The organism is Serratia sp. CY43202 (assembly GCF_052168755.1).
GTDB lineage: Bacteria > Pseudomonadota > Gammaproteobacteria > Enterobacterales > Enterobacteriaceae > Serratia > Serratia bockelmannii.
Window position 1 is genome coordinate 275,898 of record NZ_JBJNMB010000003.1, and the last position, 20,552, is coordinate 296,449.

Annotated in this window: 19 protein-coding genes; 8 read left to right on the forward strand and 11 right to left on the reverse strand. The window is 64.0% G+C overall.

Going from position 1 to position 20,552, the window contains the following annotated elements:
* Positions 1-17: 17 nt before the first annotated feature.
* Positions 18-470: a homoprotocatechuate degradation operon regulator HpaR gene (hpaR, locus tag ACJ8J5_RS07765; protein ID WP_049204618.1), complete on the forward strand. Its 453-nt coding sequence runs from the start codon at positions 18-20 to the stop codon at positions 468-470.
* Positions 471-526: 56 nt separating this feature from the next.
* Here hpaR and ACJ8J5_RS07770 read toward each other — a convergent pair whose 3' ends face one another.
* From ACJ8J5_RS07770 to ACJ8J5_RS07800, 7 genes are all read right to left on the reverse strand, one after another.
* The gene (locus tag ACJ8J5_RS07770) at positions 527-1,318 is read right to left on the reverse strand and encodes an SDR family oxidoreductase (protein WP_414104730.1); all 792 of its coding nucleotides are present in this window, start codon (positions 1,316-1,318) and stop codon (positions 527-529) included.
* A 4-nt stretch (positions 1,319-1,322) separates the two neighbouring features.
* A complete protein-coding gene (locus tag ACJ8J5_RS07775) occupies positions 1,323-2,120 on the reverse strand; it encodes a molybdenum cofactor biosynthesis F family protein (RefSeq protein WP_414104729.1) in 798 nt (265 codons plus the stop codon).
* Positions 2,121-2,131: 11 nt separating this feature from the next.
* The gene (locus ACJ8J5_RS07780) at positions 2,132-2,914 is read right to left on the reverse strand and encodes an SDR family NAD(P)-dependent oxidoreductase (protein WP_089196489.1); all 783 of its coding nucleotides are present in this window, start codon (positions 2,912-2,914) and stop codon (positions 2,132-2,134) included.
* A complete protein-coding gene (locus tag ACJ8J5_RS07785; RefSeq protein ID WP_414104728.1) occupies positions 2,907-3,497 on the reverse strand; it encodes a DUF3156 family protein in 591 nt (196 codons plus the stop codon). Before ACJ8J5_RS07785 ends, ACJ8J5_RS07780 begins: the two co-directional genes overlap by 8 nt.
* Positions 3,472-4,965, reverse strand: coding sequence for an APC family permease (locus ACJ8J5_RS07790; RefSeq protein WP_261425211.1), 1,494 nt, complete (start codon positions 4,963-4,965; stop codon positions 3,472-3,474). The genes ACJ8J5_RS07785 and ACJ8J5_RS07790 overlap by 26 nt, the downstream gene beginning before the upstream one ends.
* A 129-nt stretch (positions 4,966-5,094) precedes the next feature.
* A complete protein-coding gene (locus ACJ8J5_RS07795) occupies positions 5,095-6,279 on the reverse strand; it encodes an anaerobic sulfatase maturase (RefSeq protein ID WP_414104727.1) in 1,185 nt (394 codons plus the stop codon).
* Entirely contained in the window at positions 6,276-7,988 is a 1,713-nt protein-coding gene (locus tag ACJ8J5_RS07800) for an arylsulfatase (RefSeq protein WP_149542347.1), read from the reverse strand. The genes ACJ8J5_RS07795 and ACJ8J5_RS07800 overlap by 4 nt, the downstream gene beginning before the upstream one ends.
* A 482-nt stretch (positions 7,989-8,470) precedes the next feature.
* Here ACJ8J5_RS07800 and ACJ8J5_RS07805 point away from each other — a divergent pair, with 482 nt between their 5' ends.
* From ACJ8J5_RS07805 to ACJ8J5_RS07820, 4 genes are all read left to right on the forward strand, one after another.
* Positions 8,471-9,118: a helix-turn-helix transcriptional regulator gene (locus ACJ8J5_RS07805; RefSeq protein ID WP_038878402.1), complete on the forward strand. Its 648-nt coding sequence runs from the start codon at positions 8,471-8,473 to the stop codon at positions 9,116-9,118.
* 139 nt (positions 9,119-9,257) lie between these two features.
* On the forward strand, positions 9,258-10,445 hold the full coding sequence (locus ACJ8J5_RS07810; RefSeq protein ID WP_414104725.1) for an MFS transporter: 1,188 nt from the start codon (positions 9,258-9,260) through the stop codon (positions 10,443-10,445).
* The gene (locus tag ACJ8J5_RS07815; RefSeq protein WP_414104724.1) at positions 10,442-11,554 is read left to right on the forward strand and encodes a class II histone deacetylase; all 1,113 of its coding nucleotides are present in this window, start codon (positions 10,442-10,444) and stop codon (positions 11,552-11,554) included. Before ACJ8J5_RS07810 ends, ACJ8J5_RS07815 begins: the two co-directional genes overlap by 4 nt.
* 94 nt (positions 11,555-11,648) lie before the next feature.
* A complete protein-coding gene (locus ACJ8J5_RS07820; RefSeq protein ID WP_127146472.1) occupies positions 11,649-12,455 on the forward strand; it encodes an alpha/beta hydrolase in 807 nt (268 codons plus the stop codon).
* Positions 12,456-12,501: 46 nt separating this feature from the next.
* Here the strand turns inward: ACJ8J5_RS07820 and ACJ8J5_RS07825 are convergent, their stop codons facing one another.
* The 3 genes from ACJ8J5_RS07825 to ACJ8J5_RS07835 form a co-directional block, all read right to left on the reverse strand.
* On the reverse strand, positions 12,502-12,867 hold the full coding sequence (locus ACJ8J5_RS07825) for a cupin domain-containing protein (protein ID WP_015376517.1): 366 nt from the start codon (positions 12,865-12,867) through the stop codon (positions 12,502-12,504).
* Between the two features lie 18 nt (positions 12,868-12,885).
* On the reverse strand, positions 12,886-14,187 hold the full coding sequence (locus ACJ8J5_RS07830; RefSeq protein ID WP_151428307.1) for an NAD(P)/FAD-dependent oxidoreductase: 1,302 nt from the start codon (positions 14,185-14,187) through the stop codon (positions 12,886-12,888).
* A gap of 101 nt (positions 14,188-14,288) precedes the next feature.
* On the reverse strand, positions 14,289-15,047 hold the full coding sequence (locus ACJ8J5_RS07835; RefSeq protein WP_147823084.1) for a helix-turn-helix transcriptional regulator: 759 nt from the start codon (positions 15,045-15,047) through the stop codon (positions 14,289-14,291).
* Positions 15,048-15,276: 229 nt separating this feature from the next.
* Between ACJ8J5_RS07835 and ACJ8J5_RS07840 the strand changes: the two genes are divergently transcribed.
* Entirely contained in the window at positions 15,277-16,404 is a 1,128-nt protein-coding gene (locus ACJ8J5_RS07840; protein WP_043136185.1) for an iron-containing alcohol dehydrogenase, read from the forward strand.
* Between the two features lie 135 nt (positions 16,405-16,539).
* On the opposite strand, the gene ACJ8J5_RS07845 is transcribed toward ACJ8J5_RS07840, so the two are convergent.
* Complete coding sequence (locus ACJ8J5_RS07845; RefSeq protein ID WP_025305173.1) at positions 16,540-17,469, reverse strand: LysR family transcriptional regulator; 930 nt, start codon at positions 17,467-17,469, stop codon at positions 16,540-16,542.
* A 135-nt stretch (positions 17,470-17,604) separates the two neighbouring features.
* Between ACJ8J5_RS07845 and ACJ8J5_RS07850 the strand changes: the two genes are divergently transcribed.
* Positions 17,605-18,945: an aspartate aminotransferase family protein gene (locus tag ACJ8J5_RS07850; RefSeq protein WP_060422578.1), complete on the forward strand. Its 1,341-nt coding sequence runs from the start codon at positions 17,605-17,607 to the stop codon at positions 18,943-18,945.
* Between the two features lie 10 nt (positions 18,946-18,955).
* The gene (locus ACJ8J5_RS07855; protein ID WP_368908912.1) at positions 18,956-20,464 is read left to right on the forward strand and encodes a CoA-acylating methylmalonate-semialdehyde dehydrogenase; all 1,509 of its coding nucleotides are present in this window, start codon (positions 18,956-18,958) and stop codon (positions 20,462-20,464) included.
* The last annotated feature ends 88 nt before the right edge of the window (positions 20,465-20,552 follow it).

Genomic DNA, 20,552 nt, shown 5'->3' on the forward strand with positions numbered 1-20,552 from the left:
TAGCTAAGGCCAAACTTATGCATGAATCGTTAACCATCGCCCTGCTGCAGGCGCGCGAAACCGCCATGGGGTTCTTTCGCCCGATCCTGAAAAGCCACAACCTGACCGAGCAGCAGTGGCGCATCATCCGCGTGCTGGCCAACAGCCGTTCGATCGAATTCCACGAACTGGCGGCGGAAACCTGCATCCTGCGCCCCAGCCTGACCGGCATACTGTCGCGCATGGAGCGTGATAAGCTGATCTTCCGCCTCAAGCCGGTTAACGATCAGCGCAAGCTGTACGTGTCGCTGACCCAGCAGGGCCAGGATCTGTATGAAGTGGCGCGCCACCAGGTGGAACAGGGCTACGCCGAGATTGAAGCCGCTTTCTCGCGGCAGAAAATGGACCAGCTGATGACGTTGCTGGACGAGCTGATCACCCTGGGTGACAGCCTGCCTGCCAACGTCGCCGCGCATCCCGCCAAGCAGTGATTTAACCAACCGGAATGCTCAAATTAATTGGCGTTGCAGCCAACAACGCTGCAACGTCAAGTAAGCAGAGAATTCGTTTCCGGCAACAGCGCGCCGCCGTCCACCACCAGCGTCTGGCCGGTGATGTAGGCCGCCGCCGGCGAGGCGAGAAACACCATCGCCGCGGCGATGTCTGCCGGTTCCCCCAGCCGCCCGAGCGGCACCGAGGCGGCGATCGCCTGATTCACCTGCGCGTCGCCCAGGTTGGCCATCGCCGGCGTGCGGATCATCCCCGGCTCCACGCCGTTGACGCGAATGTTCTCCGCCGCCAACTCCAGCGCCGCCGCGCGAATAAATCCGTTCACCCCGGCCTTGGAGGCCGCATAGTGCGCCAGCCCCGGGTAGGCCACCCGCGGGCCGGTCACCGACGAGGTCACCAGAATGCAGCCCCCGCCCCGACGGCGCATCCACGGCAGCGCCGCCTGCGCCAGAAAGAACGGCGCCATCAGATTGACGCTCAGCGTGCGTTGCAACAGGGCCGCGTCGATGGCGGCGAACGGCGTCAGCGGAAAATAGGCGGCGTTGTGGATCACCACGTCCAGCCGTTGGTGCCGCTCGCCCACCGCCGCCACCAACTCGGCAATCTGCCCCGGCTCGGCCAGATCGCAGGCCAGCGCCTGTACGCTCAGCCCTTCGTCCCGCAGTGCTTGCGCCGCCGCCTGTGCCTGCGGCAGCTGTACGTCCGCGATCGTCACCTCGGCGCCCAGCCGGGCAAAGGCGCTGACGATCGCCAGCCCAATGCCCTGAGCGCCGCCAGTCACCAGCACCGTCTGCCCCGCGAAGGCATCAGCCGCATAGGTTGCGCTCATCGGCCTATCCTCGCGGGTGGCGCGTGGTGTTCAGCACCTGCGCGTGGGCGCCGACCGCAAAGTTGCTCAGCGCGCTGAAATCGCTGCCCTGATAGCCGAGGATCTTGCCGTCGGTGCGCATGCCCTGCAGATCGATCATCACCACGCCCAGCGTCGGGATGATCTTCTCGCGCCAGACGAACAGATAAAGCTGCTCCGCCACCTTCACGTAGTGGCAGCGATCGACGTCCGCCAGCCCTTTCTCCACCCCGTCCAGACACTGCCAGGCGTAGAAGTTGTCGTTCAGGTAGATGTGCTCGTACCGCTCGGTCGGGCTGTAGGTGTACATATTGCGCATGCCGATCAGCTCGTCGGTAAAGCCCGGCGGTGCCGCGTCGGCGTCGTCCAGCGTGCCGAAGCGGAATTCGGCCTCAACCGCGGTCAGCGGCAGCCCCTGCTCCACCCGGCTGAAGGCATCGAGCCGCGTCTGCGCTTCGTCCGGCAGTTGGCCGTATACCGCAGTGAAGTTGCCTTGATTACGGTCGCATACCAGCGTAATGCTGGCGTTAGCGCGGGCAGGATCGAGAAAATCGATGAACAACACGCCAGGGCGAATGCTGGTAGCGCGATAGGCGACGCCGCGCCGCTCCCCCCACTCCAGCGTCTGCTCGTCGGTAAACCGACAGCGCTGCGTCGCGCCGTCGCTAAAGCGCAGCGTCAGCGTGGTGCCCGCCAGGCCGTGCTGGCGTTCCAGCGTATTGCTGTGCGGCGCAAAGCCTTCCGCCAGCGCGCCAACCTGAATGAATACCGCTTCTGAACTCATGGAAATGCTCCTTACAGGGAAGTGAAAGCCAGGGTCGGCACATCGACGATGGTGGAGCCGCCGTCGGCCACCAGCGCCGCGCCGGTTATGATTGAAGCCTCGCTGGAACAGAGGAAACGGCAGACGCGGGCGATCTCCTCGGCGCTGGCCGGCCGGCGCAGCGGTACGTCGCGACAGACCATTTGGTAGGCCTGCTCCAGCGAAATCTGATGGGCGTCCATCAGCAGTTGCATCTCTTCGTCCGCCATCGGCGTGGTCACCCAGCCCGGGCACACCGCGTTGGCGCGCACGCCCAGCGGGCCATAGTCGCGGGCGATGGAGCGCATCAGCCCGATCAGCGCATGTTTGGCGGTAACGTAGCCGCAGACCTCCGGCCCGGCGGCCAGCGAGGCGATCGAGGCCACGAACAGCAGGTTGCCGCCGCTTTTAATCAGCTCCGGCAGGCAGGCGCGCGCACTGGCGAAAGCGCTGTTGAGGTTGCTGTCCATCGCCCCTTGCCACTGCGCGTCGGTCATCTCGGTGATGCGCTTGAAGCCCATGCCGCCGGCGCTGCCGATCAGGCAGTCGATGCGCCCGGCGTCGCCCAGAATCGCCGGCAGCAGCGTGTGGTTCCAGCTCTCGCCGCTGGCGGCGTCGCCCACCAAAGCCTGCGCGCCGATCTCTTGCGCCAGCGCCGCCAACGGTTCCGGGCGGCGGCCGATGATGAACACCCGATCGCCCTGCGCCGCCAGTAGACGGGCGCAGGCGGCGCCGACGCCGGTGCCGCCGCCGGTAATCACAACCACTCTATTCATGATTCAGCTTCTCCATCAGTTGGCCGATCATCAGCAGGCTGCTCAACAGCAGCCGCCGCTGTTCGGCATCCAGCCGCAGATAGCGGCGGCCGGCCGGCAAACGGCTGACCACCTCCGACGCGGCAAAATGCTCGATATCCACCTGCCAGCGCCCGTCGTTCACCGTCAGCCGCACGCGGCGAAAATCCAGCTGCGCCAGCGTCTCGCCGATCTGCGGGTAGCGCTGCAGCCCTTCCAGCACTCGCTGCGCGGCTGCATGGCGCTGGCGCAGCAGATAACGCACCCCGCGCCGCCGCAGCCAGCCGCCGGTCACCACGTCCAGCGTCAGCGGAAGCTGCATCGCGCACGGGCCCTGCAACCGAAAGCGGTGGCTGACGATATGCGCCATAAACAGCCCCTGCACCTGTTCGCCGATCTCGATCTGCGGCCCCTGCGGCAGCGTCAGCCGCAGCAGGCCCGGCGCCAGGCGTTCGCACGAGTAGGGTTCCAGATTGCGCGCCAGACGATCCAGCGCGGCGCCCGGCCGATAGCCCGACGGCGCGCGCCGCCAGGCGCGATTAAGTGAGGGAAGTAAGCCGATCAAACTGCGCCTCCTCGTTTTCACCCTTGGCAAATGCGTTCTCCAGCACCTGCTCGACCGGCACCGGCTTGAACGGGTTCACTTTCTGCACGCACAGCGTCCAGAACAGCGCATAGGCGGCGGTCAGGCCGATCATCCAGCCGAAGGGAATGTAGATATCGCTCGGGTTCATCCCCGGCGGCGTGATGTAGACGATGGCCAGCACGATGCCGACGCTGGAAACGATTTGCGGCAGCGGGAACCACGGCGATTTATAGGCACGCGGCAGGTCGGGGCGGCGCACGCGCAGGATCACCACCGAGCAGGTCACCAGCAGGTAGGCCACGCCCCAGGCGCACACCGCCGCCAGCACCAGCGGAATGATCCTGTCGAGGTTGCCCTGAATGGCGAAGGCGTGTACGCAGGGGATCAGGACCGCCACCAAAATGCCGACCACCGGCGTTTTAAAGCGCGGGTGCAGATAAGCGAACATGCGCGGCAGCGCGCCGTCCAGCGCCATGCCGTACAGAATGCGCGGCACCGCCGCCATCAGCGTGTTGATGGTCGCCGCGCCCGCCAACAGCAGGCCGACGCCCAGCCAGTATTTGCCGAACTGGCCCATCACCTGGCCGGCGAACGCCGGGATGGCCATCGGCGTTTCCAGCAGGCGCGTGCCGCTGGCGGCGTCGATCACCACGTTTTCCACCTGGTGGCTGAGCGCCGCGCCATACAGCGCCATGCACACCGCCACGCCGCACAGCCCGAGCGCCATCGCGCGCGGGATCACCCGATCGCAGCGTTTGATCTCCGGCGCCATCGGTGTCACCAGCTCACAGCCGACGAACATGAACATCGCCATGCCGATCAGGCTGAACACCGCGAACGGATCGTTCAGGCTCAGCGCGCTGCCGAACCAGCCCTCGAGCGGCACCGCATGCGGCGACAGCAGCCCGACGATGCCGAAAATCACCAGCGTGCTCCACATGGCGAAGGTCAGCACGATCTCCGCCTTGCCGAAGGCCTCGATGCCAAACGCGTTGAGCAGGCCGAACACGACAACCAGCCCAACGCCGACCATCCAGGAGGCATTGTGGCTTTCCATCAGGGTGTTGAGGTGCTCGAAGTTCACCAGCGCCATGATGCCGGAGAGAATGGTCTCGGCGGTGCCGGCGAAGATGTGCACGATCAGGTAGGCCGACAGCGCGCCGGTGATGGCGAAAAAGCGCCCCATGCCGCAGGAGATATAGTCGTAAACCGAACCGGAGGTCGGCAGCAGCGACGCCGCTTCGGAGAAGGTGGTGAGCTGCGCCTGCATCATGATGAAGGCGATCAGCATCGCCAGCGCGAAGGTGTCGCCGCCGATGCCGAAGCCGCTGGTGACCGTCAGGATCACCGGGCTGGCCATGATCACCCCGACCGAACTGGCCAGGGTGGTGGGAAAGCCGACCTTGCCTCGAGCCAGGTGGGCGTGCAACCGCGACGACAGGTTCATGGTTATTTCCTCTTATAGTTTTGGCCTGATGCATGCAGGTGCTTGCAGGTTTTTCACCGCCAGCGGCGGTAATCTCACTATAGAGAGGAAAGGAAAATGCTGACTATCGTCCTTAAGGACGAGACGGTTTCAACCTGCGGTGGCGCTCACGGCGGCGCGCCATTGCATCGCCCCCTGCGGGCTGCGCGGGTAGGTGCGCAGCGGCGCCAGCAGCGCGGAAAAGAAGGCGTAATAGCCGGCGCACAGCCGGTTGTAGCGATCTTCGCCCACATGCGCCGGGCAGCCGCCCTGGCAGACGCTTTTCACGCTACAGCGTTGGCACTCGCGGCGCAGGCTCTTGTTTTTACCGAACGGCATCTCCGCCGCCCTTGCCGCCAGGGTGGCGAGCGGCGTGTGGCGATCGGCATGGCCGAGCAGATGCTGCGCATTGATCAGATGATCGCAGGCGTAAAGCCGCCCGTCCGGCTCCATCACCAGATTGCCGCCGCAGCGTTCGGCGTGCACGCAGCTGGGGCTGACGTGGGTGAAATACTGCGCGTAGACCTGTTCGATGTTCATCACGAAGACCTGGCCAACGTGCCCGCGGCTGCGCCAGCGGCGATATACCGCCAGCATAAAGCGCCCCCAGTTGGCGGCGCTCAGTCCGTAACCGGCGGTGGGCGCATCCCCTTCCAGCATCAGCGGCTGAAACTGCAGATAACGCGCCCCGATCGCCACCGCATGATCGTAGATCGCCTCGGCGCGATCCGCGACGCCGTCGTGCACCACCATCAGCAGGTTGAAGTCGATCTGATGGCGCTGCAACAACGCAATGCCGCGCAGCGCGGCGTCATAGCTGGCGCCGCCGCGCTTGTCCGGCCGGTGGGCGTCCTGTACCTCGCGGTCGCCGTCCAGGCTGACGCCGAGGATAAAGTGATGCTGCCGGAACAGCCGGCACCAGGCGTCGTTCAGCAGGGTACCGTTGGTCTGCAGGCTGTTGCTGATCCGCACGCCCGGCGGCGCGTAGCGGCGTTGCAACGCCAGCGCCCGCTTGTAAAAACCGATCCCCGCCAGCAGCGGTTCACCGCCCTGCCAGACGAAGTTGATCTCGCGGCTGTAACGCGGCTGGGCGGCGATGTAGCCGCGGATAAATTCCGCCAGCAGGTCGTCGTCCATCTTGCGCGTCCGCTCCTGCTGGCGCTGCGGGTAGTAGCAGTAGCGGCAACCCAGGTTGCAGCCGGCGCCGATCGGCTTCACCAGCAAATGAAAAGGCGCCGCCGCGCGCGGTTCGCTCTCTACCGGGATCTGCTGCGCGCGCAGCTGGGCCAGGTTCATGGCGCCGCCTGCGGCAACGGTTTGTGGGTCAGCGGATCCAGGCCGATGTAGTCACCGGTGCTGGCGTCAACGCCGAGGTAGTCGATCGCTGCGCCTTTGGCTTCAATGACCATGCCCTGCTGCGCAAAGCGACGATACGCCTCGCTCAGCCGTTTGACTCGATCCGGGTTGGCGGCGGCCAGATCGCGCGTTTCCAGCGGATCGTCATGCAGGTTGAACAGCCCCCACGGCGCCATCTGCGCCGTCGGCCCGGCCTTCACCAACCGCCGCAGCTTCCAGACGCCATCCACATAGGCGGCCTGGTTATGCAGCTCCACGCCGTAGGTCGCGCGCGGCACGCCGTCGGCCTCGCCGCTGAAATAGCGCTTGAAGCTGACGCCGACCATCGGCAGCGTCGGTTTGGCCTTCAGCGGTTTGTTGGCGTCGATGCCGGCATAGTCATACAGCGTCGGCGCGATGTCATACACCGCCATCGGCGTGCGGTCGATGCCGCCGCGCCCCTTCAGCCGCGGCGCGGAGATGATGAAATCGGTATTGATGCCGCCCTGCGCGCTGGTGGTTTTGTGGTAGTTGGCGTACGGCGCGTTGCTGACGTTGGCCCAGTGCGGCCCGTAGGAAATGAACGATCCCTTGCGGCCGAGGTTGGCGTAGCTGTTGTCGAACTGCCGCCAATACTCCGGCTTCGAGCCGTAGTAGAAGCCGCTGGCGGGGTTGGCGCCGTTGTCGGTGGCGAACACGATCACCGTATTTTGGTCACGGCCGGTCTGCTTCAGGGTGTTCAGCACCGCGCCGATCTGATCGTCCATATAAGCGATCATCGCCGCGTACACCTGCATGGTCTTGGCTTCATATTTTTGCTGCTCGGGCGTCAGCGTGTTCCAGGCCTTATCCAGCGCCAGCGTCGGCATCGGCGTGCGATCGGAAATCAACCCCAGCGCCTTCAGGCGCTGAATGCGCCGCTGATAGGCCTGCTGGTAACCGGCGTCGTATTTGCCGTCGAATTTGGCGATCCAGTCATCCGGCGCCTGCAGCGGATCGTGCGGCGCGGTAAACGCCAGATAGGCGAAGACGGGTTTGCTCTGCGGCGTATCGCGGATCCACTGTTCCAGCTGATCGGCATAGGCCTTGCTGGAATAGAAATCTTTGGGCAACGACACGCGTTTGCCGTTCAGGGTGTAGAAGGTATGGAACGCCTCCACGGTGCCCAGCGGTTTCGCATCGTCGAAATGGCTGGTGCCGCCCCCCATAAAGGCGAAGGCGCGCTCGAAGCCGCGATCGGTCGGTTTGGCGCCGTCGACATAGCCCAGGTGCCATTTGCCCGCCATCATGGTGGCGTAACCTGCATCGCGAAAACGCTCCGGCAATGTGGTCACGCGGTCGGTCAGCCGCATTTCATAGCCCGGCTGCGCGGCGGTGCTCTCATACCACCACATGCCGCCCATGCCGGCCTGCTGATTGGTGTTGCCGGTCATCAGCATCGACCGCGCCGGCGCCGACATCGGCGAAGTGTAGTACTGGCTCATGCGCACGCCCCGTTCGGCCAGCGCCTGCAGGTTGGGCGTCGGTATCTCGCCGCCGAACGGGCTGATGTCGGAGTAGCCCATGTCGTCCACCAGAATGATCAGCACATTGGGGCGATCGGCATCCGCCCCCTGCGCCAGGCCCGATAAGGCGCCACTCAACGCCACCGCCAACGTTTTTTTCTGCATCGTTCGTTCCCCGTATGGTCATGCGGACTGAACAACCCGACGCCTCAGCCCGAGAAAGGTCATCATTTTTTCGTCTTATACGTTTGGCGCCGCCTGGCGCTATCTTCAATTCGCAGTGTAGGAAGCGGCAGAAAAGCCTGGCTATCGTTCTTAAGAACGAGGAACGGCTCCAGTCGTGCCGGTTGTAGCACGCGCAGGGCGGCGAGGGCTTCACCTGGGCAAACATTGAAAAGCGCTGTAAATTCAGCGGGAAAAGCGGTGAATTATTTCATTAACCTATTAATGAAAATCGCGATAAATCCGAACTGAAAAGCCCTGATTAACGCAGTGTCATCTTGTTATTTATGTGTTTTATTGCAATCGGCCTCACGTTGTTAATATGTTTTTATTGTGTTGCCAAATTGCTACAACTATGCTTGTATCGTTCATATATTGACCGCCAACCTTCTCCAGATTGAATGATAAAGGGAGGAACACGAATCATGCACAGCACCGCATCCGATGCCTTTATCAACAGTTGTTTGGCGACCATCACGCACCTGATCCCGGTGTCCGCCGGGGTGTTTTATCTGGTCGATCGCGACCTGCGGCCGGATCACTACATCCTGCACGGCATGCCCGATAAAACGCATCAGCAGTATCTGAACCACTTCCAGCAGATAGATCCGCTGCAGCCGGCCAATTTCCATCGCCAGGACATCACCATGGTCGGCATGAGCCCGGCGGCGATCGCCGGCAACCGCCGCTATTACCACGACTTTATGCTGCCGAACGACATGCGCGACATGACGGAGATCTTCATCCGCCAGCGCAAGCGCATCGTCGCCGGGGTATCGCTGATCCGCGATACGCCGTTTACCGAAGTGGAGCGCGGCCGCCTGCGCGCGGTGCTGCCGCTGATCGAGCTGGCGACGCGCGATCTGTTGCCCGACGGCGAGGCGCAGCTGCTGACCGCCAAAGAGCAAGAGATCGTCAACATGGTGCGCGAAGGCGCCAGCAATAAGCGCATCGCCCTGAAGCTGGGCATTTCGCTGTCCACGGTGAAAACCCATATGCGCAATATTTTCGCCAAAACCGACGTGGTGAACCGCACCGAACTGGTCGCCGGCGGCTTTCTCGCCCACGGTTAACGCCCGATAACGGCCGCCGCTGCCGACGGCCGGAAAATAACGCCAAAACGTATTTGCCATTTATGGCGCGGCCTCCCCCTGCCCGCAATCGGGCCGGGCGGGATATTTCATCGTCACTCAACGCTTGGGGAAAAGGTTTATGTCCAGTGATTCGGTTTCCGCGCCCGCCGTCGGCGCGGCGCTCCCCTGCCCGCCGCGGCTGCTGACCGCCATTATCGTCTTCGCCGCCATCGCGCCGGGCATTCTGATGACCGCCCCCGCCGTGGCCGCCCAGCTCGCCGCACAATGGCAGCTCGGCCCGGCGCAGATCGGCCACCTGTTCTCCACCGAACTCGGCGCCATGAGCCTGGCCACGCTGCCGGCGTGGTGGTGGATCGGGCGCATCAACTGGCGACGGGTCGCTACGCTGTCGGCGCTGGTGTTTATCGTCGGCAACCTGGCTTCGGCGCTGGTGCAGGACTTTACCCTGCTGCTGCCGCTGCGCTTTATCGCCTCGCTGGCGGGCGGCACCCTGATGATCCTGTGCATCACCTGCGCCGCCGGCACCGCCAATCCCAGCCGCGTCTATGCCTTCTGGGTGCTCGGCCAACTGGTGCTGGGCGCGGTCGGGCTGCTGGTGCTGCCGCCGCTGTTCGCGCACTTCGGCCTGATGGCGGTCTACCTGATTTTGGCCGCCATCATGCTGTGCTGCCTGCCGCTCATCCCGGCATTCCCCAACGGTTTCACCGCCGCCCGCGCCGCCCGCAGCGGCCCCGCCGCCTCGCTGGCGCGCAAGCTGTGCGCCGTGCTGGCGGTGCTGACCTTTTACATCAGCCTGAGCGCGGTCTGGACCTTTATCGGCGGCATCGCCGCCGGCGCCGGGCTGTCGCCGGCCCACAGCGGCCAGGTGCTGGCCGTCGCCACCTTGCTCGGCATCGTCGGCGCGGGGGCCGCAGCGCTGATCGGCGCGCGCTTCGGCGGCGGACGCCTAATCATGCTGGGGTACGCCCTGCTGCTGGCCAGCGTGGCGCTGCTGACGGGCCAGCCCCTGCTGCTGCGCTTCGCCCTGGCGGCCCTGCTGTTCAAGTTCACCTGGACCTTCGTGCTGCCGTTCATTCTGGCGCGGGTCGCCGGGCTGGATAACGACGGCAAGCTGATGAACGGCATCAACCTGGTGATCGGCGGCGGTATGGCCATCGGCCCCACGCTGGCCGGCTCTCTGATCGAATCTTTCGGCGGTTTCAACGCTTTGCTGTTCGGCGCGCTGGGCTGCGCGCTGCTGTCGCTGCTGTTGATTTCGCTGGCTTCACCGCGCGCACCGCGCCGTATAACAGGAGGAGAAAGGTGAAAAGAACAACCGGTTTCTTGTTTGATGAACGCTGTTTCTGGCACAGCACCGGCCTGCACGCCACTACCCTGCCGGTCGGCGGCTGGGTGCAACCGCCCTCGGGCGCCGGCCACGCCGAGTCGCCGGAAACCAAACGGCGCATGAAGAACCTGATGGACGTATCCGGCCTGTCGCGCCAGCTCACCCTGCTGAGCGCCGAACCGGCGACGGAAGAAGACCTGCTGCGCATTCACCCCGCCCACTACCTGCAGCGTTTCAAACAGGTGAGCGACAGCGGCGGCGGCCTGCTGGGAGAGGAAGCGCCGCTGGGGCCGGGCAGCTATGAAATCGCCAAGCTCTCCGCCGGGCTGGCCTGCACGGCGGTGGAGGCGGTGCTGCAGGGCGAGCTGGATAACGCCTATGCGCTGTCGCGCCCGCCGGGCCACCACTGCCTGCCGGATCAATCGATGGGCTTCTGCTTCCTGGCCAATATTCCCATCGCCATCGAGCGCGCCAAGGCCCGCCATGGCCTCGGCAAGGTGGCGGTGCTCGACTGGGACGTGCACCACGGTAACGGCACCCAGCACATCTATTGGCAGCGCGGCGACGTGCTGACGCTGTCGCTGCATCAGGACGGCTGCTTCCCGGCGGGCTATTCCGGCGAACGGGATCGCGGCGAAGGCGACGGGGCGGGCTGCAACGTTAACGTGCCGATGCTGGCCGGCGCCGGCGACGACGGCTACCTGCACGCTATGCGGCGCATCATCATCCCGGCGCTGGAAAAATTCGAGCCGGAGCTGATCATCATCGCCTGCGGCTACGACGCCAACGCGCTCGATCCGCTGGCGCGCATGCAGCTGCACAGCGACAGCTTCCGCGCCATGACCGCGCTGGTGCAGGACGCCGCCGACCGGCTGTGCGGCGGCAAGCTGGTGATGGTGCATGAAGGCGGCTACGCCGAGTCCTACGTGCCGTTCTGCGGGCTGGCGGTGATGGAGCAGCTGAGCGGCGTGCGCACTGAAGTGCAGGATCCGCTGTTGGCGTTCATCCAGCAACAGCAGCCGCGCGACGCCTTCAATCGCTTCCAGCGCGAAGCGCTCGACGAACTGGCGCGCCAGTTCGGTCTGTAATGTCCTCTCTGCGGGCGCCGCATCCGGCGCCCCTGACAACCTCGCCGCCAGCCGCTACGCTGAAAGGCAACCCTACCACCATGAGAACAATAACATGTCCGAACAAACCGTCAGCTTTATCAAAGGCCGTCACGGCGACATCGCCGTGCACGACTGGGGAAACGACAAGCCGCGCTATCTGGCGCTGCTGGTGCACGGCTACGGCGAGCACCTCGGCCGCTATCAATACGTGGCGCGCACGCTGCAGGCGCAGGGCGCGCGGGTGTTCGGCCCCGACCATCTCGGCCACGGCCTGTCGCAGGGCGAGCGCGTGCTGATCGAAGATTATGACGCCGTGGTCGACGACGTGCAGCGCGTGGTCAGCCATTTCCGGCAGCAATACCCCACCTTGCCGCTGGTGGTGATCGGCCACTCGATGGGCGGCATGATCGCCACCCGCTACGTGCAGCGCCATGGCGAGGAGGTACGCGCGCTGGTGCTGTCCGGCCCGCTGCTCGGCGACAGAACGGCGATTTCCGATCTGGCTGAACTGCCGACGATCCCCGACGCGCCGCTGGATACCGCGACCCTGGCGCGCGATCCGGCGGTTGGCGCGGCGTATCAGGAAGATCCGCTGGTGTGGCACGGGCCGTTCAAGCGTCCCACCCTGCGCGCCATGCAGCGGATCCTCGCCGCCATCAACGCCGGGCCGGGCTTCGGCGCGCTGCCCACGCTGTGGATCCATGGCGACGACGATCGGCTGGTGCTGATGAGCGAAACGCAAACCGCGCTCGATCGTCTGCGCGGCGACGATTTCGAACGGATGATCAATGCGGGCGGGCGGCACGAGAGCTTTAACGAAACCAATAAGGATCAGATCCTCAAGCGGGTGACTGATTTTATTACGCGGGCGTTAGGCTAAGGCGCTCCCCCTCGGCATTCAGCCTGCTGAGGGGGGCATGACGGCGTCAGCCTTCGACGATGGCGAGGTAGTGTTTGACGAAGCGATCCGAGGTGATGTCCCAGCGCACCGGGGTGCCTTTCTCGACGAACCAGGAATCGCCGGCCTGATACTGCACCGATTCGCCGGTGCGTTCGTTGGTCAGGGTCGCGCTGCCTTCCCACACCGTAGCGTGCTCGGCGAACGGATACTCCATCACGAAGCTGCCGCGGGTGCAGCTGAACACGCCGCAGTTCAGGTTGTCGGTCGGTTCGCCGAAGATGCTGGCCACGCCGACGTTTGGCGTGCCGGCGATCACCGTGGCGCCCAGGTTGCTGACGCTGCCGATCTCCAGCAGTTCTGGCAGCGGTTGTTTAAGCAATAACGGTTTCATGAGATTCTCCTCTGAGGGTTAACGGCGGCCTTTCCAGTAGCCGGATGTCTGGTGCCAAACCTTACCGGCGGTGGTCATCACCCGCCGCAGCTTGTCCTTGCCGAAGATGTTGACGTGCGGGATCGAGCTCATCAGATCGTACCGATCGGATCCTTCGCTCATGCCCTCCGCCAGCACCTTGCACACGATGTGGCTCGGCGTCACGCCGAAGCCGGAGTAGCCCTGCACGTAAAACACGTTGTCGCGATCCGGCAGCGTGCCGATCTGCGGGAACAGGTTGGCGCTACAGCACAGCGGGCCGCCCCAGGCCAGATCGATCTTCACGTCTTTCAGGTACGGGAACACCTTCAGCATCAGGTTGCGGTTCCAGGCCTTGAGATCCGATGGGAAATATTCGATCAGGCGGGTGGCGCTGCCGAACAGCAGCCGGTTCTCGTTGGTCACCCGGTAATAATCGATCACCGGGCGGATGTCGCTGTAGGCGCCGCGGATCGGGCTGATCTGACGGATCAGATCGTCAGACAGCGGCTCGGTGGCCAGCTGGAAGGCGTAGGTATTGATGGTCTTGCGGTAGATCTGCGGCTCCATGCCGTTGAGAAAGCCGTTGCAGGCCCACAGCATCTTGTTGGCGCGCACAGAGCCCATGGCGGTGCGCACCGTAATGCGCGAGCCATACTCCACGTTGAGCACGCTGCTGTTCTCAAAGATTTTCACCCCGTAGCCGCTCAGCGCCTTGGCCTCGCCCAGCAGCAGGTTGAGCGAATGTACGTGGCCGCCGCCCATGTGCTTCAGCGCGCAGGTGTAGGCGTCTGAGCCCACCACCTGCTTCACCTCCGCCCCGGTGTAGAGCTCAATCTCCTCCTGCGGCGCTACCGCCTTGAACTCCTTCAGCCAGCCGCGCAGGGTCTTCTCCTGGCGCGCGTTGCTGCCGAGATAGCCGTAGCCGAAGCAGAAGTCGGCGTCGATGTCATATTTCTTGATGCGCTCGCGGATAATGCCGGCGCCGAGGTTGCTGATTTTGAAGATGGTTTCCAGCCCGGCCGGGCCAACGTGGCGCTTGATCTTCTCCAGATCGTGGCCGATACCGGCCATCACCTGGCCGCCGTTGCGCCCGGTGCCGCCGTAACCCAGATAGCGGCCTTCGAGAATGGCAATGTTGGTGATGCCCTTCTCCGCCAGCTCCAGCGCGGTGTTGATGCCGGAGAAGCCGCCGCCGATGATCACCACGTCAACGTCCAGATCCTCTTCCAGCGTCGGGAAGCGCAGATCGTATTTTTTGGTCGCCGCGTAGTAGGTTAAGGACTCGATTTCGTTGTTCACTGCCGCACTCCCGATTGCCTATGCCATGACATCGGATTATCGGGAGCCGTAGGATCGTTCGCTATGTCCCCTTAGGGACATTTGCTACAAAAAATTAACATTCACGCGCTGCGCCGCTGCGGGGCGGTCAGCAGCAGGCTAAACAACTCGGCCTGCGAGCCGATGTTCAGCTTGCCGTAGATGTTCTTGCGGTGATTTTTTACCGTGCCGAGGCTGATGAACAGCCGGTCGGCAATCTGCTGCGAACCGCAGCCGGCGAGGATCAGATCGACGATCTCGCGCTCGCGCGGCGTCAGCAGATAACGCGCCTGTCCGCCGTCGTTGTTCACCGTCGCGGCCTCGGCCGGCGCCGCCACCACCTCACCGTGCAGCCGCGCCACGCTTTTCACCAGCGTCAGCGCACTGCGCAGATCCGCCCGCTGCGGATAGCGTACCGTCACCGTGCGGCGCGCCGAGCCGAAGAACACCCCCAGCCCGCGCTCCGGCGTCAGCTGCAGCAGCACGCCGGCCTCGTCGTGCCAGCCGGTCTTGCGATAAAAATTACGGTAATAATCGCTGTGATAAAACCCGCAGGGCGCCAGCTGGCGCAGCGTGAGCACCTCGCCTTCGCCGCCGTCGCTCAGCGCGCGGTAAAACGGATCCTGCAGGTAGGCGCCCTGTTGGTAGATCTGGTTGACCGCATCGCTGTTTTCCCGCTCGGTTTTAATCAGGCAGCGCGGCGGCCGGCCGCGTTCGAAGGCATAGACGATGGCGTTGTCGAAGGCGAAAAACCCTTCCAGCCAGCTCAACAGGCTGGGATAAAAGCGTGGGCTGGCCACCGCATCGATCACCGCAGACAAGCGTTCAACCTGAATTTCCATACCCGCCTCGCCATTATTAATACATTAACAATCTACCGATTTCGGATGGTGTTGGCCGCATGAAGGCCGGTACTGTTAAAAAAAGCATCCGCAGCGCCGAAATGCAAGAGCGCGATCGTTTACATGTTAAACAACTCACAGGTTGCCGCGGCGGGGAAAGCGGTGGCCGCTCCGCGCCCGCTGACTTATGCTGTGGCATCGCGCTCTGCAACGTCGTCAAGGAGACCTCATGTCCGTCAGCCACATCATCGCCAACCGCCAGACCTGGTTCGGCCACGGCAGCATCCAGCAACTGCCGCCGCTGCTGCTTGCCGATCCGCAGCCGACGCTGCTGTTCAGCTGCCGATCTTTTCTCAACGGCCCGGTGTACGCCGGCCTGCGCGAATCGCTGACGCCGCTGCTTATCGGCACTGAGATCGTCAGCCACGAGGCGTCGCCGCAGGAAATAGACGCCTGGGTGGCGCGCTGGCGCGGCCAGGCGCGGCGCGTGGTGGCCATCGGCGGCGGCAGCGTCCTGGACGCCGCCAAGGCGTTCTCCGCGCTGGTGGAGCATCCGCTGCCGACGCTGCGCTATATGGAAAAAGTCGGCGACAGCAAAATCAGCGGCGCCACCCTGCCGCTGATCGCCATTCCTACCACCGCCGGCACCGGCAGCGAGGTGACGCAGAACGCGGTGATCACCGACACCCAGGTCAGCAAAGTGAAGGCCTCGCTGCGCCACAATAACTTCGTGCCGCACACCGCCATTCTCGATCCGCAGCTGCTGGCGGGCGCGCCGGACAAAGTGTTGGCCTACTGCGCTATCGACGCCTTCACCCACCTGTTCGAGGCCTATCTGTCGAAAACCGCCGGCGCCATGACGCGCGACATGTCGCTGAACGGCATACGCCACTTCCTCGCCGCCTGGCCGGCGCTCAACCGCAGCGATGCGGCGCGCGAGGCGATCATGCAGGCTTCCTACCTCGGCGGGCTGACGCTGAGCGCCGCCGGGCTGGGGGTCATTCACGGCATCGCCGGCGAGATCGGCGCGCTGCGCGATTACCACCACGGCCAAGTCTGTGGCCGCCTGCTGCTGCCGTTCCTCGCCCTGCTGGAAACAAGCGAACAGCCGCAGCAACGCGCGCTGATGGCCGAGCTGGCCGCGCGCCTGTACCCGCACTGGCAGGGCAGCCCGGAGAGCTACCTGACCGATTTCATCACCCGCCACGCCATTGCGCCGTTCTGGCAGGACGATTTGCCGATTTCCGGCCAGGAATTGGCTGTGGCGCTGGAGAAATCCAACAGCAAGAATTCCTGGATCGACTATGCGCCGGCGCAGCGGCAACGGATGATCGAAGAGGCGTTTCGCGTCGAATGATTATATAATCAGATCAACGCACTAGCAGGGGTTAAGAAAATGGGCATCATCGGCTGGATCTTCGCCGGCATCGCGGTCGGCATCCTGGTCGGCGCGCTGATCAGGATCTTCGGCAAGAAGAAAGAGCAGTAAGCGTCACGCTGTTCCGTGGGCCGCCAGCAGGCACTCATGGAACAGCTTCACCACCCGCTGCGGCACCGGCGAGCGGCGCAGCACGCTGGAGTATTCGCAGTGATAGCGGAACAGCGCCGGTTTAATCGCCCGCATCATATTCTGCGCCACGAAAAACGCCGCGTAGTGATCAGGCAAAAAGCCGACGTATTTGCCGGACAGGATTAGCGTGGCGATCGACTCCTGCGCAAACCCCGTCGCCTTGCGATGCAAATGTTGCTGCAGGCTCAGTTCCATATTCGGCGAATGATAGCCTAATCCGGCGAAGGCATAATTGTGCAGCAGATCCCAATTTAATGTTTCATGGGGGCCGGAAAATAATTCATGCTGCGCGCCGCAATATAAGAACATCCTCTCACTGAATAACGAATGATAAGATAAACTTTCCGCGCTGCGGTGCATGGGAATAACGCCAACCTGAAATTGCCCGTCAATGACGCCGCGTTCAATGGTATTAATCGGCTCCACGTACATTTGCAAAGAAACCTCCGGCGCACGCTCGCTGAATAACGCGATGGCCCGGCCGATCTGCGCCTGCGGATTGCTGACCGTATGGTCGAATATCGCCACGTGCAGCTGCCCGCCCATGCGCTGATGCACCTCGTCCACCCCGCGCCGGAACGCCTCGGTGGCCGCCAGCAGGTTGACCGTTTCCTGGTAGATCAACAGCCCCTCGTCGGTAACCGCAAAACCCTCGCGCCCGCGCTGGCACAGCGTCAGGCCCAGCCGCTGCTCCAGATCCTTGATGTGCTTGCTGATGGTCGACAGGCTGATATTCAGCTCCAGTTCGGCGGCGCTCATGCCGCCGCAGTCGACCACGGCCTTGAATACCCGCAGCAAACGCAGATCCATATCCGACAATTGCCCTAACAGCGCGCGCTTTTTTACTTGCATAAAACCTTAAGTAAGTTTCGACATATGATTATTCACAGTAGAGAACAAGCGGTACATAGTCAATTTCGCACAACAATTCGTTAACAACTCATTTTATTTAATTAATCGCACTTATTTTCCTGCCCGGAGGAAAACATGGCCGCTGAAAATCACCCGCTAAATAGTCTCGATGCCGAAGGGTTAGAGGCCCATTGGATGCCTTTTACCGGTAACCGTAATTTTAAAGCGCAGCCGCGCATCATTACTCAAGCCGCGGGGGCGTATTACACCAGCCATGACGGCAGAAAGATTTTCGACGGCCTGTCCGGATTATGGTGTTGCGGATTGGGGCACGGCCGGCAGGAAATCACCGACGCCGCCCAGCGCCAGCTGGCGACGCTGGATTACTCGCCGGCGTTTCAGTTCGGCCACCCGCTGTCGTTCGAACTGGCCAACAAGATCAAGGCACTGACGCCGGCGGGGCTGGATTACGTGTTCTTCACCGGCTCAGGATCGGAAGCGGCGGACACCTCGCTGAAAATGGCGCGCGCTTACTGGCGCGCCAAAGGCCAGGCAGGCAAAACCTGCTTTATCGGCCGGGAAAAGGGCTATCACGGCGTTAACTTCGGCGGTATCTCGGTCGGCGGCATCGCCGGCAACCGCAAGACGTTCGGCGCCGGCGCCGAGGCGGACCACCTGCCGCACACCCTGCTGGCCGGCAACGCCTTTTCGCGCGGCATGCCGCAACAGGGGGCGGAGCTGGCGGAAGAGCTCAGCCGCATCATCGCGCTGCGCGACGCCTCAACGATCGCCGCGGTGATCGTCGAACCCTTCTCCGGCTCCGCCGGGGTGATCGTGCCGCCGGTCGGCTACCTGCAGCGCCTGCGCGAAATCTGTACCCAGCATGACATCCTGCTGATCTTCGACGAAGTGATCACCGCCTTCGGCCGCTGCGGCGCGATGACCGGCGCCGAGGCGTTCGGCGTCACGCCGGACATCATGAACATCGCCAAACAGGTGACCAACGGCGCGCAGCCGATGGGCGCGGTGGTGGTGCGGCCGGAGATCTACCACACCTTCATGAACGGCGGCGAGCCGGACTACCAGCTCGAATTCCCGCACGGCTACACCTACTCCGCCCACCCGGTCAGCTGCGCGGTCGCGCTGGCGACGCTGGACATCCTGCAGCGCGAACAGATGGTGGAGCGCGTACAGGCGCTGGCGCCCTACTTCGAGCGCGCGGTGCACAGCCTGCAAGGAGCCAAACACGTCGCCGACATTCGCAATATCGGCCTGGCGGCCGGCATCACGCTGGCGGCGCGGCCCGGCGAGCCGGCGCGGCGCCCCTTCGAGGCGGCGATGCGCTGCTGGGAAAGCGGATTTTACGTGCGCTACGGCGGCGACACCCTGCAGTTGGCACCGCCGTTCATCAGCAGCGAAGCGCAGATCGATGCGCTGATCAACGCCGTGGGCGACGCCCTCAACGCCACCGAATAAGGAGAGAACCATGACCATCACCCATTGGATCAACGGCGAGCCCGCCGCCGGCGGCGAACGCAGCCAGCCGGTTTACGACCCGGCCACCGGCCAATCGGCGCAGGAGGTGCAGTTGGCCGACCGCGCCACGGTGGAGCGCGCCATCGCCGCCGCCGAACAGGCTTATCCCGCCTGGCGCGATACCCCTCCGCTGAAGCGCGCGCGCATCATGATGAAGCTCAAGGATCTGCTGGAGCAACACGCCGACGCCATCTGCCAGTTAATCACCGCCGAGCACGGCAAGGTGCTCAGCGACGCCCTGGGCGAACTGCAGCGCGGCATTGAGAATATCGAATACGCCAGCTATGTGCCGGAACTGCTGAAGGGTGAACACAGCAAAGAGGCAGGCCCGGGCATCGACAGCTGGAGCGAGTTTCAGCCGCTGGGGGTGGTGGCGGGCATCACCCCGTTCAACTTCCCGGCGATGGTGCCGCTGTGGATGTGGCCAATGGCGGTCGCCTGCGGCAACACCTTCGTGCTGAAGCCTTCCGAGCGCGTGCCTTCCGCCGCGCTGTATATCGCGCGGCTGGCGGCGGAGGCCGGGCTGCCACCGGGGGTGCTCAACGTGGTCAACGGCGACCGCGAAGCGGTGGAGACGCTGCTGCATGACGGGCGCGTCAAAGCGATAAGCTTCGTCGGTTCGACGCCGGTGGCGGAGCACATCTATCACACCGGCTGCGGCCAGAACAAACGGGTGCAGGCGCTGGGCGGCGCCAAGAACCACGCGGTGGTGCTGCCGGACGCCGACATCTCCGGCGCGGTCGGCGCGCTGATGGGTGCCGCCTTCGGCTCCTGCGGCCAGCGCTGCATGGCCATCCCGCTGGTGGTGGCGGTGGGCGACGGCACCGCCGACGCGCTGATCGCCGGGCTGCGGCAACAGATGGCCGCCATGCGCGTCGGCCCCGGCAGCGACAACCGCAACGACATGGGGCCGCTGGTGACCCAACAGCATTATCAGAAGGTAAAAGGCTATATCGATCAGGGCGTGGCCGAAGGCGCCGAGCTGCTGGTGGACGGCCGCGAACTGAGCGTGATCGGCGCCGACGGCCGCCCCAGCCAGGGGTATTTCCTCGGCCCGACGCTGTTCGATCGCGTGACGCCCGGCATGCGCATCTATCAGGAAGAGATCTTCGGCCCGGTGCTCGGCGTGGTGCGCGCGGCATCGCTGCCGGAGGCGATGGCCATGATCGACGCACACGAATACGGCAACGGCACCTGCCTGTTCACCCGCGACGGCGAAGCGGCGCGCTACTTTTCCAGCCGCATTCAGGTCGGCATGGTGGGGATCAACGTGGCGCTGCCGGTGCCGGTGGCCTACCACTCGTTCGGCGGCTGGAAGCGCTCGCTGTTTGGCGATCTGCACGCCTACGGCCCGGACGCCGTCAGGTTCTACACCAAACGCAAGACCGTGACCCAGCGCTGGCCGGCCTCCGGCGATGCCCGCCGCGCCAGCTTCAGCTTCCCGTCGGGGCAGGGGTAACACATAAGAACAATAAACTTCCGGGGAGCAACGCTCCCCGGCATTTCGCGCGCTCCATTTGATTCCTGCGTACAGCCTGTGCAGCAAA

Bases quoted from the DNA above. Each gene is read 5' to 3' on its own strand.
- ACJ8J5_RS07770 (WP_414104730.1), bottom strand. From the start codon at position 1,318: ATGAGCGCAACCTATGCGGCTGATGCCTTCGCGGGGCAGACGGTGCTG.
- ACJ8J5_RS07805 (WP_038878402.1), top strand. From the start codon at position 8,471: ATGCACAGCACCGCATCCGATGCCTTTATCAACAGTTGTTTGGCGACC.
- ACJ8J5_RS07795 (WP_414104727.1), bottom strand. From the start codon at position 6,279: ATGAACCTGGCCCAGCTGCGCGCGCAGCAGATCCCGGTAGAGAGCGAA.
- ACJ8J5_RS07835 (WP_147823084.1), bottom strand. From the start codon at position 15,047: ATGGAAATTCAGGTTGAACGCTTGTCTGCGGTGATCGATGCGGTGGCC.
- ACJ8J5_RS07845 (WP_025305173.1), bottom strand. From the start codon at position 17,469: ATGCAAGTAAAAAAGCGCGCGCTGTTAGGGCAATTGTCGGATATGGAT.
- hpaR (WP_049204618.1), top strand. From the start codon at position 18: ATGCATGAATCGTTAACCATCGCCCTGCTGCAGGCGCGCGAAACCGCC.
- ACJ8J5_RS07780 (WP_089196489.1), bottom strand. From the start codon at position 2,914: ATGAATAGAGTGGTTGTGATTACCGGCGGCGGCACCGGCGTCGGCGCC.
- ACJ8J5_RS07855 (WP_368908912.1), top strand. From the start codon at position 18,956: ATGACCATCACCCATTGGATCAACGGCGAGCCCGCCGCCGGCGGCGAA.
- ACJ8J5_RS07790 (WP_261425211.1), bottom strand. From the start codon at position 4,965: ATGAACCTGTCGTCGCGGTTGCACGCCCACCTGGCTCGAGGCAAGGTC.
- ACJ8J5_RS07810 (WP_414104725.1), top strand. From the start codon at position 9,258: ATGTCCAGTGATTCGGTTTCCGCGCCCGCCGTCGGCGCGGCGCTCCCC.
- ACJ8J5_RS07825 (WP_015376517.1), bottom strand. From the start codon at position 12,867: ATGAAACCGTTATTGCTTAAACAACCGCTGCCAGAACTGCTGGAGATC.
- ACJ8J5_RS07840 (WP_043136185.1), top strand. From the start codon at position 15,277: ATGTCCGTCAGCCACATCATCGCCAACCGCCAGACCTGGTTCGGCCAC.
- ACJ8J5_RS07800 (WP_149542347.1), bottom strand. From the start codon at position 7,988: ATGCAGAAAAAAACGTTGGCGGTGGCGTTGAGTGGCGCCTTATCGGGC.
- ACJ8J5_RS07820 (WP_127146472.1), top strand. From the start codon at position 11,649: ATGTCCGAACAAACCGTCAGCTTTATCAAAGGCCGTCACGGCGACATC.
- ACJ8J5_RS07850 (WP_060422578.1), top strand. From the start codon at position 17,605: ATGGCCGCTGAAAATCACCCGCTAAATAGTCTCGATGCCGAAGGGTTA.
- ACJ8J5_RS07775 (WP_414104729.1), bottom strand. From the start codon at position 2,120: ATGAGTTCAGAAGCGGTATTCATTCAGGTTGGCGCGCTGGCGGAAGGC.